The sequence below is a fragment of the Nocardia huaxiensis genome (genome assembly GCF_013744875.1).
Lineage (GTDB): Bacteria > Actinomycetota > Actinomycetes > Mycobacteriales > Mycobacteriaceae > Nocardia > Nocardia huaxiensis.
This window is the reverse complement of record NZ_CP059399.1, coordinates 572,116-588,725: the sequence shown is the minus strand read 5'-3', so window position 1 is coordinate 588,725 and position 16,610 is coordinate 572,116. Positions and strand designations below refer to the sequence as shown.

The following is a 16,610-nucleotide window of genomic DNA, read 5'->3' as shown; positions in this document are numbered from 1 at the left end:
GCGGATTTCCGACAGTTCGGACGACACGCGGCGACCTCCCACCTTCGGCGCGCCTCAGTGGTAGACCCGAGGGAGATTGGAGGAGGTTTCATGAGCCGATGCTCACTGTGTGTAGCGGCCCTCGATCACTGCCACGGAACGCTGATCGAACACCTCGACCTGGCCGTGGAGTGCACCGAACCGGACTGCACCGACCATGCCTACCCGCGGCATCCGCTGATCGCCGACTGCGCCGACATTCTCGGCGGCTGCGCCTGCGATCCGCGCGGCACCGAATTCCTGGAGATCCACGTCGAGGTCATGGAGGCCGAGGCGGCGTCCACCGCATCCGGCTTGGTCGGTTGAGCCCGGACCGGGCGCGGCGGGCCGCACCCCGTAGCCTTGCCCGGTGAGCTACGACCTCGTACTGCTGCCCTCCGGTGCCGCCGCGACCCCCGCCGAGGTGGACGCGTACCTGACGACACAGGACGGCCACCCGGCCACCGAGGTCGTAGCCGAGATCGCCGCCGAACTCGACAAGCGCAATGCCGCCCTCCCCGAGGCCGACGCCTTCCTCGAGACTCCCGCGGCCGACACCGGCATCGGTGCGACCCTGTTCGTCTCCACCCAGTACGACGCCATCGGCCACGTCCGCAATCTGCTCTTCGAACTGGCCACCCCGCGCGGCTACGCCGTCTACGACCCGCAGCTGGCCTGGATCATGGACCCCGCCGGCAGCGTCCCCGCCGCCGTCACCCACGGTGGCGCGGGCGAATTCCCCTATCTCACAAAGGAACTCGCCCACCTGTGGATCCCGGCCCTGGCCGACCCCGGCCCCTACCTCATTGTCGAAACCGGCGATGAGCTCTACATCCAGACCTTCCGCCACCCCGACGGCCACTACGTCCTCGAATACCGCGACGGCTCCGCGGACCAGCATTTCGCCACCACCGTCGACTCCCCCACCGAGGTGGCCGACCTCATCTGGCAGTGGACCACCGGCGACCGCAGCCACTTCGACACGCAGAACTGGCAGCGCCTCACCTTCTGATCCCGGGACCGCACTGATCTCGGTATGCACTCGGTGAAGTCTCGATTCGGGCTAGAGACACGCCCGAAGCAAGCCTTCGCCCGTGCAGGAACGCTAGCCTTGCGCTGACCCGGCCCGGTGGGCCACAGCTCGTTCTCGCAACTCACTCCCGAGCGAGGAGAGAACCATGTTGAAGCTCCGCCCAGCGCTGCCCGTCAAGAAGTTCGACAACGCGAAGCTCCGCAAGAGCCTGGCGGTCCTGGCCGGCCTAGGCGCCACCTTCGCCGTCGCCATAGCCCTGCACGCCACCGGCGCGGGCGCGGACATTCCCCGCAACAGCCAGCACATCCCGTGCCCGCACCCGGCGGCAATGATGCCCGCCGCGCCGTACTGGACTTAGCCCCTACAGCGCTCGACGACCGGAAAGAGCGCGCCCGAGGGTCAGCTCATCGGCGAATTCGAGGTCGCCGCCCATGGGGAGGCCGGAGGCCAGGCGGGTGACGGACAGGCCGGGGAAGTCGCGGAGCATGCGGACCAGGTAGGTGGCGGTGGCCTCGCCCTCGGTGTTGGGGTCGGTGGCGATGATGACCTCGGTGACGTCCACGCCGTCGTCCTGATTTCCGATGCGGGTGAGCAACTCCCGAATGCGGAGCTGGTCGGGGCCGATGCCGGACAACGGATCCAGCGCGCCGCCGAGGACGTGGTAGCGGCCGCGGAATTCGCGGGTGCGCTCGATGGCCTGGACGTCCTTGGGTTCCTCGACCACGCAGATCATGGTGCGGTCGCGGCGGGGGTCGGCGCAGATGCGGCAGAGGTCACCGTCGGAGACGGTGCCGCAGACGGAGCAGAAGCGGACGCCGTCACGGATCTTCTGGAGCGCCGCCTGGAGACGGTCGATCTCCGGGGGCTCCACCTGAAGGAAGTGAAAGGCGATGCGCTGCGCGCTCTTCGGACCGACGCCGGGGAGCTTGCCCAGCTCGTCGATCAGATCCTGAACGGGACCTTCGTACACCTGCGCCCTTCCCGATCAGAAGCCGGGGAGCGCGCCGCCGCCGAAACCACCGGCGAGCGGGCCGAGACGCTCGGCGGCCAGGTTCTGGGCGTTCTCCATGGCGTTGTTGAGCGCGCCGATGACGAGGTCCTGGAGGGTGTCGACATCCTCGGGATCCACGATCTTCGGGTCGATGGCCAGCGACAGCACCTCGCCGGTGGCGCGGATCTTGACGCGCACCAGACCGCCGCCCGCCTCGCCCTCCACCTCGGATTCGGCGATCTCCGCCTGCGCGGCCATGACGGCCTGCTGCATCTGCTGGGCCTGGGCCATCAACTGCTGGATGTCGAACTCGCCACCGGGCTGCACGGCGTTTCCTCTCTGCGGGGACGTGATTGCCACCAGCCTAGTCGGCGACGCGCACCGCGAGAGTTGACTCTCCCCTCACTGGAGGGTGTTCGCTTAGGGCATGACAGCGATCGTGCCGATCGGGGAGTTCTCCCGGCTCAGCCTGCTCAGCGTGAAGACGCTGCGGTACTACCACGAGATCGAACTGTTGGAACCGGCCGATGTGGATCCGGGTTCGGGGTATCGGCGGTATTCGACGGATCAGGTGGAGCAGGCGCATCTGATCCGGCGGCTGCGGGATCTGAACATGCCGCTGCCGGAGATTCGGGCCGTGCTGGCCGCGCCGGATCGGGCGAGCCGGGACGAGGCGTTGCGGGCGCATCTGGAACGGATGGAGGCCGAGCTGTTGCGGACGCGGGACGTGGTGGCGTCGCTGCGGTCGCTGCTCACCACTACGCCCACCGGGCTGGAGGTCGAATACCGGTCAGTACCTGAGCTTTTCGCTGTCACCATTACCGATGTCGTTGCGTGGGACGTCATCTCGGAGTGGTGCGACACCAGCTTCCCGGCGTTGTACGAGGCGCTCGAGCAGGCCGGGGTCGCGCCCACCGGACCGGGCGGGGCCACCTACGGGAACGCCTTCTACGAGGAGCGCGAGGGCGAGGTGGTGGCGTTCGTGCCCCTCGCCGAATCCGATCGCGCCGCATTCGAATCCGCCGAGGGGCTGGATCTCATCCGGCTGCCCGCGCGGCGGTTCGCGGTCGCGCAGCACCGCGGGCCTTTCACCGATATGGATGTCACCTACGGCGCATTGGGCAGCCATGTCGCCGAACACGACACCGCGCTCGCCGAACCCATTCGCGAGCTGTACCTGAACGGACCCGGCGACGCCGACCCGGGCGAGTACCTCACCGAAATCTGCTGGCCCATCGTCTGATCCAGCACCGACAAGACAAGGAACGCACCGTCATGGCCGTCAAACTCGCCAATATCACCTTCGATTGCCGCAATGCCGCCGAGCTGGCGGGGTTCTACGCCCAGCTGCTGGATCTCACCGTCGACAAGGACGCCAACGAGCATTTCGCCACCGTCGGCACCGAGGCGGGACACAGCCCGACTCTCATGTTCCTTCAGGTTCCGGACAAGAATCCGGGCAAGAACGTCGTGCACCTGGATCTGGTGGCCGACGATCTGCCCGCCCAGATCGACCGCGCGGTTGCCCTGGGTGCCAAGCACATCGGCGATTTCGACGAGTTCGGCATCCAGTGGGCGACGCTGGCCGATCCGGAGGGCAATCTGTTCGACGTGGCCGTCGGCCACTAGGCCCGGAGTATTACGCCAGTTCCTTCTTCAGGTTCTCCAGCACCTCGGCCTGGATCTTCTTGAGGCCGAGGGGCGCGAAGATGCCCTCGAAGATGCCGCCGATGCCGCCCGCGCCCTTCCAGCTGGTGCGCACGGTGACCAGGGAGCCGGTGCCGGACGGGGTGACCGTCCAGGTGGTGACCATGGAGGAGTTCGAATCCCGTTCGGTCACCATGGAATCGGAGACGGAGATGGTGGCGCGGACATTGCGCTGGCGCTTCTCGGTGGCCTGCAGCGTCCACTCGACGACGGTGCCGGCGCCCTTGCCGCCGTCGACGAGCTTGTAGTCACGGTAGTGCGAGGAGAGGATGCGCGGGCGCACCGTCTCGTAGTCCGCGATCGCGTCGAGAGTCCGCTTCGGATCGGCCGTCACGACGATCGAACTGGAGGCGCTGACCTGTCCCACCATGTGCTCCTTATTGATTGCACGGATTGCCCGGCTGTGTACCCTCTTGCCGCCCGGTTATGCTACGCCGCAATCCAGCACGGCTGGATTTGTCTGCTCTATCCGTTTCAAGGGGATTGCCCGATATGCATAGCCTGCGCCGCGTCAAGACTGTGGCGTCCTACATCCTCGCCATCGTCCTCGGGATCGGCATGATCTTCGGTGGCTTCGTCTCACTCAACGACTCGAAGAGCGGCAAGGTCACCTGTGGCAGCCGCGAAATGCACCCGGGCGACACGTGCCAGACCACCCGCAAGGGGAAGACCACCACGCGCACCTACGAGGAGCAGAAGGAAAGCGACAGCAACCTGCACTGGTTCCTGTTCGGCATCGGCACGATCATGGCCATCGGCGGCGGCGTGCTGCTCGCGCGTGAGGCCGGTCTGTTCAAGCGGAACGGGTCCTCGGGCAACGGGCCGGCGGGCGGCGGTCCTTCGGGCGGCAACGGCCCGTCGGGTTACCACCCGCCGATGCCGCAGTACCCGCAGCCCGGACAGCCTGCCGCGCCGTACGGGCAGCAGCCGAACTACGGTGCGCCGCAGGGCAATCCGGGGCAGCCGCCGTACGGTGCGCCACAGGGTCAGCCGCAGTACGGTGCGCCTGTGCCCGCCTACGGGGCACCCGCGCCCGCGTACGGTGGCCCGCCCGGGTACGCGCCGCAGCCGCAACCCGGTTATCCCCAGCCGCAGTACGGCGGGCAGCCGGGTTATGCCCAGCCGCAGGGGTATCCGCCGCCGAACCGGCCGTACTGACACGCCACGCGCGGTCCCGGTGCGAGCCCGTGGAAATGGGTTCTGCGGGCTCGGCCGACCGCTTATCCTGCGGGAAACTGTGCGGGGAGGGAGCGGCGCATGAACCGATGGCTGAACTGGCTGCGGCTGAATGTCGACGGCCTGGTGATCCTGGTGCTCGCACCGGTGGTCGGCGTGCTCGCGGTGCTGGACGCCTTCGACATGAACGAGCATGTCGGGGGCGTGACGCTGTCGGTGCTGGGCCTGCTCGCGCTGGCCCTGCTGCGCGACCGGCACCTGACCACCAAGGCGATCCAGAACACCGCCGCGGTGAAGATGCTGTACGGGCCGGAGATCGGCGAGGCGCACACCGAAGCGCGGCGCGACACCGATCAGTGGGCGTGCAAGAGCGGGATCGGCACCTATCTGCGCGCGGTGACGCTGCCGAGCCTGCTGGAGCGGGCGCGCGTGGATCAGCGGCCGATTCGCGTGCAGGTGGAGCTCATCGATCCGCGCGACGAGCAATTGTGCGAGGCGGACGCGCAGTATCGGGCGTCGCTGCAGTCGCCCGGCGACGCGGCGCGGGTGACGTGGACCGCCGATCGCGTGCGGCGCGAGACCCTCGCCACCATTCTGGCCATCTACTGGTATCGCAAGCAGTCCGCGTTCCTGAGCATCGAGGTGGCGCTGTCGTCGACGGTGAGCACCCTGCGCTGGGATCTGTCGTCCAGCTGCGTGATCCTCAATCCCCGCAATCCGACCACGCCCGCGCTGAAGTTCACCCGCGACAAGCCGCACTACCGCGACTACAACCGGGAACTGCTCACGAGTTTCGAACAGGCGCACCGGCTTTCACCCACCGACGACGGCACGCTACGCCTCAACACCGTCCCGACGCCCGACGATGTGACGCGGCTGTTCGGGCACCTGGGCATTCCGATGCCGGCCTCCTACTCGCCCCGGGATATCGCCGAGATCATCACCAGCGCACTGGAAGGCCGCAATCGCGCCTAAGCGATGAGCAGCAGACCACCCACCGAGGCCACGGTGGCGAGGACGGCGAGCGCCAGGCCGGTGAGCACGAACCGCCGCATGGGTACGCGCACGTCGTGGGTGCGGCAGAACTCCAGGCACAGCAGGGTGGCCAGCGAGGCCCACGGGGTCACGATCGGGCCGACGTTCGTACCGATCAGCAGGGCCAGCAACTGTGTGTGATTCCCGTGCGGCACAACGGCTTCGCCGGCCGTGTAGGCGGGCAGATTGTTGACCACATTGGACAGTCCGGCGCCGGCCGCCGCCGCCCGGAACGCACCCGCCGCCCCGGAATCCGCGCCGATCAGCGCCTGCATCACCGCCGCGAGCCCGAATCGGCTCAGCGTCGGCACAACCAGGAACAACCCGACCACGAAGACCAGCAGCTGCCAGGGAATCAGCGACCAGCGCAGGGCTTTTCGGTCGAACACGGCGAACGCGAGCACCGCGATGGCGGCGGCTGCCGTCGCCGCGACCTCGATCGCATCCCCCACCACCGGAATGGCCAGCACGAACAGCAGGCATGCCCCACCCGTGGTGTACAGCAGCACCCGCTCACGCACATTCGCGGGCCGCACCGGCTCCGGCGGCAGATAGCGATCCTCGCCGCGCAGCCCCCGCCGCCAGTACCAAATCCACAGGCACAGCATGGTCGCCGCCACCGAAAGCAGCTGCGGCAGCCACATTCTCGCCGCGAATCCGGTGGCGTCCAGCGCCACCCGATCAGCCGCCAGCAGGTTCGTCAGATTCGACACGGGCAACAGCAGACTCGCCGTATTCGCCAGCCACAGCGTGGTCATGGCCAGCGGCAGCGGCGGAATCCGCGCGGGCACCGCCAATGCCAACATCACCGGCGTCAACAGCACCGCCGTGGTGTCCAGATTCAACACCGTGGTCGTCACCGTCGCGAACAACACGCACAGCAGGAACAACGCCACATAGTTCCCGCGCCCGATGATCGCCAGCCGATGCGCGATCACATCGAACACCTGCGCCCGCCGCGCCAACTGCGCCAGCACGATGACACTGCCCAGGAACAACAGCAGCGGCCCGATCCGCCGCATATTGTCCGCCGCCTCGTCCCGCGGCAGCAATCCGGTTGCCACACAGATCAATCCGGCGGCCAGCAGGGCCAGCCGCACCGTATCCAGTGTGCTCAGCCGCCATCGTGACGGCGGCCGGGCGCCGGACAGCGGACCGCGCGCATCGGAGTCTGGCTCTGCGGACACTCCGCAATGATCGCACCCGTCCCGCAGCGCAGCGCGGCGGATGCTCCGGCGGATCCTCCAGCGAATCCGGACGTTCAAGCGTCCCCAGCCCCGTCATTCCGGCGCATTTTTGGCCGGAATCCACCCTGTCAGGGCAGGTGCGGGGGGTGGCGGATCCCGGCCAAAAGCATGCCGGGATGACGGTGGGGCGGTTGCGGGGATGACGGCGGCTCGGTTGCCAAGGATGACGGCGGCTCGGTTGCCGGGACGACGGCGGCCAGCGGCGGGATGACGGGGCTCGCGCGCCAGGACGGCGGCCGAGCGCACTCCGGGGGCCGGCGGATCGCATGACGGAATGGTGACGCGGGCGGTCCGGGCTACGCATTCGTGATCAATTCGTTTGTGCGCACCCGTCATACGCTCGAGCGATACTGGCGGGGTGGTGAGGGGAGACCAGCTGCATTTTCATATCAGTTACGCACCGGCCGACGAGGGCTGGGCCGCGTGGCTGGCTTGGGAGCTCGAGGAGTCGGCGGCTGGGTATCGGACCAGGTTGCAGGCTTGGGATCTGCCGGTGGGGCAGCACTTCGGGGACTTCGTCCTGCACGGTGTGCGGGAGTGCCGGGCGGTGATCGTGGTGTTGTCCGCGCGGTATCTGTCCGCGCCGGGGAGCGCGGTGGAGTGGCAGACGATCATCGAGCACGATCCGGCGAAGCTGGTGGTGGTGCGGGTCGACGAGAGTGCGCTCTCCGGGCTGCCGGATGCGGTGGAGGTGCTGGATCTCGCGCAGGTCCGCTCCGCCGGGGAGGCGCGCGAGGCCGTGCTCGCGCTCGCCGCTCGGCGCCTGTCCGATTCCGTCGCGGAATCCGGCACCGGATTCGGCGCCGCACCCGGCCCGGGATTCGGGCCGACCTTCGGTTCCGGTCAAGGTCTCGGGTTCGGTGGCGGCCCCGCCGATCAGACTGGGCCACAAGCACACCTGCGGTATCCGGCCTCGGCCCCGCCGTTTCCGCCCGGCGTGGCCGTCGACGGGCCGCGGACGGGGCTGTCGATTCTGCACGTGGCGGGGCCGCGGTTCGGGCACGGCCTCTTGCGGGCGGACAGTCCGGGTGAGGCGGACGCGCTGCGGGAGCACATTCTGTCCGGGGTCGCGGCGCGGGTCGGAAGAGGAGTGCCGACGCCGGATCTGATCGTGGTCAGCGGCGATATCACAGATTCGGGCAGTCCGACCGAGTTCGCCAGTGCGGCAGCGTTTCTCATCGGGCTGCGGGTGCGGCTGAATGTGTGGCCGGATCGGCTGCTGATCGTGCCGGGCAATCACGATGTGTCGAAGAAGGCCTGTGCGGCCTACTTCATGCGCTGTGAGGCGGACGAGATCCCGCCGCAGTGGCCGTACGCGGAGAAGCTGGACCGGTACCGGCGGCTGTTCGACGAGCTGTACCGCGGACTGGATCAGCCGCGGTTCGATCACGATCGACTGTGGAGCCTGTTCCCGATTCCGGAGTTGCGGGTGGTCGTGGCCGGATTGAACTCCACCATGGCGGCCACGCATCTGCCGGACACCGACTACGGGTTGATCGGCGACGGCCAGGCGCTCTGGTTCGAGAACCAGCTGCGCGGCTACGAGGAGCGGGAGTGGCTGCGGCTGGGCCTGATCCGCCACGACCCGCTGACCAAACCGGGTGATCCGACGGCCCTGCACGACGGCCAGGCGCTCACCGCCGGACTGGGCGACCGGCTGCACCTGCTGATCCACGGTCCCGGCCCGGTGGGCTGGTACACCGGGCGGCTGGGGAACGGTCTGCCCGATCTGCCCGCCGCCGGTCCCGGGCTCGCCGAGATCATTCACCTGACCACCGCCGGGCTCGCGCGCCACTCCTGCGCCGACAGTGCCGAACCCGCTGTGCTGGAACAGGAGTGGAGGAGAAGCGCGGGCGCTCTGCGCGCGGCCGACACGGTGCGGCCCGATGGCGCCGGCGGCTCCCGCACCCCCGGCGACCAGGTGGGCGTATCCCCGGATCGACAACTGCTGGAGGATGTCGCGCAGGTCTGCGAGGTGCGGTACCCCGAGGCGACGATCGTCCGGATCGCCGCCGCCCGGCCGCCGTACGTGCTGATCAAACAGCAGCGTGATCAGGTGCTCGACCAGTGGCGCATCGGCGTGCGGCACGGCGACGTGACCGAGCAGCTGGTGGACGAATTCCGTGCGCAGAAACCGGAACCCGGATCCGAGCTGGTGTATCGCGACGGTTCCGCATCGCGGGCCGTGGTGGCCCGGGCCGGCGTGAACGGCATCCGGATCCGCAGCTACACCGGCTTCCAAGGTCTGCTCGATCTGCGCGACTATCTCGCCGGGCAGCTCGAGCGGTTGCGGGAGGATCCGCGCTACCCACCCGATCTGTATGTGCCGCAACGGTTCCGGACCGTGGAGCGAGGCAGCCAGGAGATCCGCGACGATCTGGTCGCCGAACTGCTGAACCTCGTGTCGGACCCCGACCACGGCCGATTCGTGCTGCTGCTCGGCGATTTCGGCCGCGGGAAGACCTTCGCCCTGCACGAGCTGGCGCGACGCATCCACGAGTCCGAACCCACGCTGGTCCCCATACTGATCGATCTGCGCTCGATGGATCGGATGGAGTCGGTATTCTCGCTCGTCGCAACGCATCTCGCGAACCACGGCGAGGACGAGATCAATCTGCGCGCCCTGCGCTTCATGCTCGAGCAGGGCCGGGTGGTGCTGCTGTTCGACGGCTTCGACGAACTGCTCGGCCGGGTCAGCTACGACAATGCGAGCGCGTTTCTGGAGATCCTGCTGCAGGCCGCCATCGGCCGGGCGAAGGTCGTGGTCGCCGGGCGCACACAGCATTTCGAATCCCGCACCCAGGTGTTCGAGATGCTGGGGGATCGGGTCGGCATCCTCGAGGATCGGACCGTGCTCAGCATCGAGTACTTCACCGAGGATCAGATCCGCCAGTTCCTGGTGAACCGGCACGGCGGTGACGAACAGGCCGCCGACGCCCGCATGCAGTTGCTCACCGGCATCCCGGATCTGCTGGAGCTGGCCGGCAATCCGCGCATGCTCAGCTTCATCGCCGAACTCGACGAACGCCGGCTGCGCAGTGCGGGCGCACAGCAGGTGACCGGGCCGACCACCCTGTACCGCGCGATCCTCACCGCCTGGCTGACCTATGAGGCCGAGCGGGCGCCACGCGAGCCGGGTTCGACCGCCGAAGCCCAGCTGCGCGAACTGTGGTGGGGTGTCACCTCTTTCGCGCTGCGCGTGTGGGCGGCGGGCACCCCGTACCTGCAACTGAGCGATCTCACCGACCTGGCGGGCGGGGTGGCCGAGCAGATCAGCGGCACCCGGTTCACTGTGGCGCAGCACGCGCACGCGATCGGCTCGCGCAGCCTGCTGGTGCGCACCGAGAACAATCTGTTCGGGTTCATCCACCCGTCGGTGACCGAATGGCTGGTGACCAACCATGTCGCGAGCCAGTTCGCGGTGGGTGTGGATGCGCCGCCGCCGCTGTCGCAGGCCCAGCTGTCCCCGCTCGGCGTGCAGTTCCTCTGCGACTGCGCCGACGGCCAGGTCTTGCGCGCCTGGGTGGATCGCACCCTGTCCGCCGCCGATCCCGACGACAACTCGCGCATCAACGCGGGCCGGGTGGCGGCCCGCCTGCGCACCGCGCCGGGCCTGGATCTGCGTGGCGAGGAACTGGCCGGTGAGGACCTGTCGTACCGGAATCTGGCGCGCGTCGATCTCAGCGGGGCCAATCTCACCGGAGCCCGGCTGACCGGCGCCACCCTCGACGGCGCGAACCTCACCGGCGCGACCCTGGTGGGCACCCGGCTCGAACGCACCTCGCTGGCGGGCGCTGATCTCACCGACGCCGATCTGTCCGACGCCCACCTGACCCGGGCCACGCTCAGCGACGCCGTGCTGCGCGGCGCGAATCTGACCGGCGCACAACTGGATCGGGCCGTCCTGGTGGGCGCGGACCTCACCGGCGCGGACCTCACCGACGCCCAGCTGATCGACGCCGACCTGGAACGAGCGGTCCTGATCGAGGCGCGGGTGCGCCGGGTCCGGCTCGACCAGGCCACGCTCGTCGACGCCGACCTGACCCGCGCCGACCTCACCGGCGCGCGCCTGGCCCGCACCAACCTGACCGGCTCCCGCGCCGACGGCAGCCGCTGGACCCGCGCCGCCCTGCTCGAGGTGATCGGAAGACCCACGGGCACCGACCTTTTCGGTGCGGCCCGGGTCCCCGGCACCCCGGTCCTCACCGAGTACGCGGCCGCGTCGACCGGCGTCCGGCACGGCGTCGACACCCAGCGCGGCCGGCTCCCCCGCCCGCTCGCCTACAGCCCGGACGGCGGCACCATCGCCATCGGCAGCGACGACGGCGGCGTCATGATCTACGGCGCGGACACCGGCCGCCAGCTGAGAATGCTGCAGGGACACCGGGATCGGGCCTTCGCCGTCGCCTACACCGATCGCGTCCTGGTCACCGGTTCCGCCGACGGCACCGTCGGCATCTGGGACGCGGCGACCGGCGAACTGCGCCGCATGCTGTCCGGGCACACCCAGTGGCCGTGGCCGCTGGAGGTGAACGGCACCGGCAGCCTGCTGGCCACCGGTGACGCCGACGGCGTGCTGCGCCTGCGCCGGCTCCCGGACGGGCAGCTGCTGCGCGAATTCCCGCCGCCGGACGGCCGCGCGCGCAAGATCTCCAGCATCTCCTTCCACGGCCGCCAGCGGCTGGCGGCGGCCTACCAGGACGGTGCGGTCCGGCTGTGGGACCTGTATTCGGCCAGGGAGACAGGGCATTTCGCGGGCGGCGCGGACGAGGTCTACCGCGTCGCCTGGAATCCGGCGGGCACCCGGCTGGCGGTCAGCGGCGCGAACGGCGCACTCGGGCTGTGGGACAGCGCCGGACAGCGGGTACTGAACCTGCCGGGTCACGGCGGACGCGTGTACGCCCTGGCCTTCCATCCCACCGAACCACTGCTGGCCAGCGGCGACACCAATGGCATTGTGCACCTCTGGAATACCGAGACCGGCGAGCACGTGCGCATGTGCGACAAGCACGCCCCGGCCGCAATCCACTGGGTGACCTTCGATCCCAATGGCGATCTGCTGGCCACCGGCGACAGCGCCGGCCTGGTGCTGCTGCGCGACGGCCGCACCGCCGAGCCCCGGCATCCGCTGGTCGGGCACACCGGATCGGTGTGGCCCTTCGCCTTCCGGCCCGACGGCACCCAATTGGCCGTCACCGACGATGAATTCACGCTGCGGGTGTGGGATCCGGCGACGGGCTGGTGTCAGCACACGCTGTCCGGGCACGGGCGGCACGTGCGCGAGGTGTCCTTCAACGCGGACGGCTCACTGCTGGCGTCGTGCAGCAACGACGGGTCGGTGCGCTGGTGGGATCCGGTGACCGGACGGCAGGTGGAACGGCTGGCCGGTAGCGACGACCGGTTGGTCACCTTCACCTCCGCGCAGTTCAATCCGGTGCGGGCGGATCAGCTGGCCGCGCTCCGCAGCGACGGCCGCCTGAGCCTGTACGGGCTGGCCGACCGCCGCTACGAACGGCACATCACGGTCACCTGGGGTCCGGTGTGGGCCATCGCCTACGACCCGGCGGCCCGGTTCATCGCCACCGCCAACGACGACGACAGCGTCACGGTGTGGACCCGTGAGACGGGCGGCGTGCACGCGGAATGCCAGCCGCATCGCGGGCGGGTGCGCTCGATCGCCTTCGACGCCGACGGGTCGCGCATGGCCACCGGCTGCGACGATTCCTGCGTCCGGCTCTGGGACATGGGTTCCGGGGAACTGCTGCGCGTCCTGACCGGGCACACCGGCCGCGTGTACGGGGTGGCGTTCCACGGCGGCCTGCTGGCCAGCGTGTCCCTGGACGCGACGGTCCGCATCTGGGATGTGGAGCAGGGCACGCAGTTGCAGGAGTTGGACCTGCATCAGGGCATGCTGTGGGCGCTGGCCGTCGAGTCGGGGACGGGCATGCTCGCCACCGCGGGTGACGATCTGGTCATCCGGCTGTGGGACATCCGGTCCGGTCGCCTGCTGCACACCTTGCCGGGGCATCGGCAGCGGGTGCGTTCACTGGCCTTCGATCCTGCCGGGAAATTGCTCGCGAGCGGCGCGAACGACGGCACGATCATGCTGTGGTCGCTGGGCGAGGCCGGCACGGCCCCGGCGCTGCGCGGCACGCTGCTCGGTCTGCGGGACGGCTGGGCGGCGGTGGCCGCGGACGGCCGGTTCAAGTTCGAGGGCCCGGCGGCCGGGGAGTTCTGGCATGTGATCGGCATGTGCCGGTTCGAGATCGGCGAGTTGAGCCCCTACCTCCCCGATTTCCGGCGGATCGAGCCGGATGTCCCGCTCTGATTCCGGTATCGCCACGGTGAATTCCGGAGGGCCCGCGCGGTGAATCACGGAGCGGCACAGCACAACCCAAATCGTTACCAAACGTAACTATCGTCACGGTGCGTCCCGGGAATAGCCGCGAACCGCGCAGGTCACGGCCGTGTAGCCGGATGGAAACTGTGCGTGAAAAGCCGCCCCGCCGGAGTTATCCTGCTGGCCGTACCGACCAGTGCGCGATAGCGTTCGGGGGTGGCAGTGAGTCTGTTGGGGAAGGCCGGCCGCGCACCGGCCGCACAGGAATCAGGTTTCGCCGCGCATCAGGCCGGGGTCGATCGACTCCTGGCCTCCTACCGCGCAATCCCGCGAGACGCGAACGTACGACTGGCCAAGAAGACCTCCAATCTGTTCCGGGCCCGCGCCAAGAGCACCGCACCCGGCCTCGACGTGTCGGGCTTGACGCGGGTCATCGCGGTGGATCCGCAGGCCCGGACCGCCGACGTGGCGGGCATGACCACCTACGAGGACCTGGTGGCCACCACCCTGCCCTACGGCCTGGCGCCCCTGGTGGTGCCGCAGCTCAAGACCATCACCCTCGGCGGCGCGGTGACCGGGCTCGGCATCGAGTCCACCTCCTTCCGCAACGGCCTGCCGCACGAGTCGGTGCTGGAGATCGACATCCTGACCGGGGCCGGGGAGATCGTCACCGCCACCCGGGACAACGAATACGCCGATCTGTTCCGGGGCTTCCCGAACTCCTATGGCACGCTGGGATATTCGACTCGGATCAAGATCGAGCTCGAACCCGTGAAACCGTATGTAGCCCTGCGCCACATACGGTTTCATGATTTACGGGAGCTGGAAGCGGCGATGGCGCGAATCATCGCCGACCGCGCCTGGGACGGCGAACCGGTCGAATACCTCGACGGCGTGGTCTTCACCGCCGACGAGAGCTACCTGACCGTGGCCCGCCAGACCGACGAACCCGGCCCGGTCAGCGACTACACCGGCATGGACATCTTCTACCGGTCCATCCAGCACGACGACCAGGCGCCCAAACGCGACCGGCTCACCATCCACGACTATCTGTGGCGCTGGGATACCGATTGGTTCTGGTGCTCGCGGGCATTCGGAACCCAGAACCCGAACATCCGCAGGTTCTGGCCGAAGCAGTACCGGCGCAGCAGCTTCTACTGGAAGCTCATCGCGCTCGACCACAAGTACGACATCGGCGACAAGATCGAGGCGCGGAAGGGCAATCCGCCGCGGGAGCGTGTCGTGCAGGACATCGAGGTGCCGATCGAGCGCACCGCCGACTTCGTCGAATGGTTCCTGCGTGAAATACCCATCGAGCCGATCTGGTTGTGCCCGTTGCGATTGCGCGACACCGGCGGCGAACGCCCCTGGCCGCTGTACCCGCTCGAACCGGAACGGACCTACGTGAACGTCGGCTTTTGGTCGGCCGTGCCGACCAGCCCCGGGCAACCCGAGGGCCTGGCCAATCGCGCCATCGAACGCAAGGTGTCCGAACTGGACGGCCACAAGTCGCTCTACTCCGACTCCTACTACGCCCCGGAGGAATTCGCCGCGCTCTATTACGGCGGAGACACCTATTCCCAACTCAAGCAGCACTACGACCCGGATCATCGTTTACTGGATCTGTATTCGAAGGCGGTGCAACGCAAGTGACCACATTCAAGGATCGTTCCGACGTATTCGCGGAGCTCGGAACCAAACTCAACATCGCCGAGATCTTCGAGACCCTCATCGACGGCCCGGTGCCCATCCGTTTCACCGCTTACGACGGCAGCAGCACCGGCCCGCAGGACTCGGAATTCGGCCTGGAGATCATCCATCCACGGGGCGTCAACTACATCGCCAATGCCCCGGGCGATCTCGGCATGGCGCGCGCCTACATCTCCGGTGACATGATCACCCACGGCGTCCATCCGGGTGACCCGTACGAACTGCTGAAGGCCATGGCGGGCTTGAAGTTCCGCCGCCCGACCGCCCTGCAGCTGGTCACCATCGCGCGCTCGCTGGGCTGGGAGCTGCTCAAGCCGGTCGCGCCGCCGCCGCAGGAGGCCATGCCGCGCTGGCGGCGCATGGCCCTGGAAGGGTTGCTGCACAGCAAGACCCGCGACGCCGAGGCCATCCACCACCACTACGACGTCTCCAACACCTTCTACGAGTACGTACTGGGCCCGTCCATGACCTACACCTGCGCGACGTACGAGGACGAGAACTGGACCCTGGAGCAGGCGCAGGAGAACAAGTACCGGCTCGTCTTCGACAAGCTGAACCTGAAGCCCGGCGACCGGCTGCTCGACATCGGTTGCGGCTGGGGCGGAATGGTGCGCTACGCGGCCCGGCACGGCGTCAAGGTGATCGGCGCGACGCTGTCCGCCGAACAGGCCGAGTGGGCACAGAACAAGATCGCAGAAGAGGGTCTGAGCGAACTCGCCGAGGTCCGGCACTCCGACTACCGCGATATCGCCGAGGGCGACTTCGACGCCGTCTCCTCCATCGGCCTCACCGAGCACATCGGCGTGCACAACTACCCCGCCTACTTCGAATTCATCAAATCGAAGCTACGCGTGGGCGGCACCTTCCTCAACCACTCCATCACCCGCCCGGACAACAAGAGCACCAGCAAGGCAGGCGATTTCATCGATCGCTACGTCTTCCCCGACGGTGAGCTGGCGGGCTCGGGCCGCATCATCTCCGAGATCCAGAACGTGGGCCTCGAGGTCATGCACGAGGAGAACCTGCGCTACCACTACGCGCTCACCCTCGCCGAATGGTGCGACAACCTGGTGAAGAACTGGGAGGCCGCGGTCGAGGAGGTCGGCGAGGGCACCGCCAAGGTGTGGGGCCTGTACATGGCCGGCTGTCAGCTCGGCTTCGAACGCAATGTGGTTCAGCTACACCAGGTTCTGGGCGTGAAGCTGGGCGCCGACCAGGCGTGGACCGTGCCGCTGCGGCCCTGGTGGAAGCCGTAGGACGAAACCTCCACCCCGTCATCCCGGCGCGCTTTTGGCCGGGATCCACACCGTAGACGCATCAACGGTTTTCGTGGATCCCGGCCAAACCCATGCC

General features: G+C 68.4%; 14 protein-coding genes. 10 read left to right on the top strand and 4 right to left on the bottom strand.

Annotated elements, in window-relative coordinates:
* Positions 1 to 90 precede the first annotated feature (90 nt).
* From H0264_RS02650 to H0264_RS02640, 3 genes are all read left to right on the top strand, one after another.
* Positions 91 to 345, top strand: coding sequence for a hypothetical protein (locus tag H0264_RS02650; RefSeq protein WP_181586142.1), 255 nt, complete (start codon positions 91 to 93; stop codon positions 343 to 345).
* Between the two features lie 43 nt (positions 346 to 388).
* Positions 389 to 1,030: a hypothetical protein gene (locus H0264_RS02645; RefSeq protein ID WP_181582479.1), complete on the top strand. Its 642-nt coding sequence runs from the start codon at positions 389 to 391 to the stop codon at positions 1,028 to 1,030.
* A gap of 166 nt (positions 1,031 to 1,196) precedes the next feature.
* The gene (locus H0264_RS02640) at positions 1,197 to 1,409 is read left to right on the top strand and encodes a hypothetical protein (protein ID WP_181582478.1); all 213 of its coding nucleotides are present in this window, start codon (positions 1,197 to 1,199) and stop codon (positions 1,407 to 1,409) included.
* Between the two features lie 3 nt (positions 1,410 to 1,412).
* On the opposite strand, the gene recR is transcribed toward H0264_RS02640, so the two are convergent.
* Both recR and H0264_RS02630 read right to left on the bottom strand, forming a co-directional pair.
* Positions 1,413 to 2,021: a recombination mediator RecR gene (gene recR / locus H0264_RS02635; RefSeq protein WP_181582477.1), complete on the bottom strand. Its 609-nt coding sequence runs from the start codon at positions 2,019 to 2,021 to the stop codon at positions 1,413 to 1,415.
* 15 nt (positions 2,022 to 2,036) lie between these two features.
* Complete coding sequence (locus H0264_RS02630; RefSeq protein WP_181582476.1) at positions 2,037 to 2,369, bottom strand: YbaB/EbfC family nucleoid-associated protein; 333 nt, start codon at positions 2,367 to 2,369, stop codon at positions 2,037 to 2,039.
* A gap of 100 nt (positions 2,370 to 2,469) precedes the next feature.
* Here H0264_RS02630 and H0264_RS02625 point away from each other — a divergent pair, with 100 nt between their 5' ends.
* Positions 2,470 to 3,285, top strand: coding sequence for a MerR family transcriptional regulator (locus H0264_RS02625; protein ID WP_181582475.1), 816 nt, complete (start codon positions 2,470 to 2,472; stop codon positions 3,283 to 3,285).
* Between the two features lie 32 nt (positions 3,286 to 3,317).
* Entirely contained in the window at positions 3,318 to 3,671 is a 354-nt protein-coding gene (locus H0264_RS02620) for a VOC family protein (RefSeq protein ID WP_181582474.1), read from the top strand.
* A 10-nt stretch (positions 3,672 to 3,681) separates the two neighbouring features.
* On the opposite strand, the gene H0264_RS02615 is transcribed toward H0264_RS02620, so the two are convergent.
* Positions 3,682 to 4,116 (bottom strand): SRPBCC family protein, encoded by a 435-nt coding sequence (locus H0264_RS02615; RefSeq protein ID WP_181585243.1) that lies wholly within the window; start codon positions 4,114 to 4,116, stop codon positions 3,682 to 3,684.
* Positions 4,117 to 4,241: 125 nt separating this feature from the next.
* Between H0264_RS02615 and H0264_RS02610 the strand changes: the two genes are divergently transcribed.
* Positions 4,242 to 4,907, top strand: coding sequence for a hypothetical protein (locus H0264_RS02610; RefSeq protein WP_181582473.1), 666 nt, complete (start codon positions 4,242 to 4,244; stop codon positions 4,905 to 4,907).
* Between the two features lie 99 nt (positions 4,908 to 5,006).
* The gene (locus H0264_RS02605; RefSeq protein ID WP_181582472.1) at positions 5,007 to 5,900 is read left to right on the top strand and encodes a hypothetical protein; all 894 of its coding nucleotides are present in this window, start codon (positions 5,007 to 5,009) and stop codon (positions 5,898 to 5,900) included.
* On the opposite strand, the gene H0264_RS02600 is transcribed toward H0264_RS02605, so the two are convergent.
* Positions 5,897 to 7,147 carry an ArsB/NhaD family transporter gene (locus H0264_RS02600; RefSeq protein WP_220139937.1) on the bottom strand — a complete coding sequence of 417 codons (1,251 nt, stop codon included), beginning with the start codon at positions 7,145 to 7,147 and terminating at the stop codon, positions 5,897 to 5,899. The genes H0264_RS02605 and H0264_RS02600 overlap by 4 nt on opposite strands.
* Positions 7,148 to 7,565: 418 nt before the next feature.
* Here H0264_RS02600 and H0264_RS02595 point away from each other — a divergent pair, with 418 nt between their 5' ends.
* The 3 genes from H0264_RS02595 (at position 7,566) to H0264_RS02585 (ending at position 16,513) form a co-directional block, all read left to right on the top strand.
* Positions 7,566 to 13,535 (top strand): WD40 domain-containing protein, encoded by a 5,970-nt coding sequence (locus H0264_RS02595; RefSeq protein ID WP_181582471.1) that lies wholly within the window; start codon positions 7,566 to 7,568, stop codon positions 13,533 to 13,535.
* Between the two features lie 234 nt (positions 13,536 to 13,769).
* Entirely contained in the window at positions 13,770 to 15,200 is a 1,431-nt protein-coding gene (locus H0264_RS02590; protein ID WP_181585241.1) for an FAD-binding oxidoreductase, read from the top strand.
* Positions 15,197 to 16,513 (top strand): class I SAM-dependent methyltransferase, encoded by a 1,317-nt coding sequence (locus H0264_RS02585; protein ID WP_181582470.1) that lies wholly within the window; start codon positions 15,197 to 15,199, stop codon positions 16,511 to 16,513. The genes H0264_RS02590 and H0264_RS02585 overlap by 4 nt, the downstream gene beginning before the upstream one ends.
* Positions 16,514 to 16,610 lie beyond the last annotated feature (97 nt).

What these genes read in the sequence shown, in the direction of transcription:
- H0264_RS02620 (WP_181582474.1), top strand. Translation starts at nt 3,318, where the DNA reads ATGGCCGTCAAACTCGCCAATATCACCTTCGATTGCCGCAATGCCGCC.
- H0264_RS02610 (WP_181582473.1), top strand. Translation starts at nt 4,242, where the DNA reads ATGCATAGCCTGCGCCGCGTCAAGACTGTGGCGTCCTACATCCTCGCC.
- H0264_RS02640 (WP_181582478.1), top strand. Translation starts at nt 1,197, where the DNA reads ATGTTGAAGCTCCGCCCAGCGCTGCCCGTCAAGAAGTTCGACAACGCG.
- H0264_RS02605 (WP_181582472.1), top strand. Translation starts at nt 5,007, where the DNA reads ATGAACCGATGGCTGAACTGGCTGCGGCTGAATGTCGACGGCCTGGTG.
- H0264_RS02625 (WP_181582475.1), top strand. Translation starts at nt 2,470, where the DNA reads ATGACAGCGATCGTGCCGATCGGGGAGTTCTCCCGGCTCAGCCTGCTC.
- H0264_RS02650 (WP_181586142.1), top strand. Translation starts at nt 91, where the DNA reads ATGAGCCGATGCTCACTGTGTGTAGCGGCCCTCGATCACTGCCACGGA.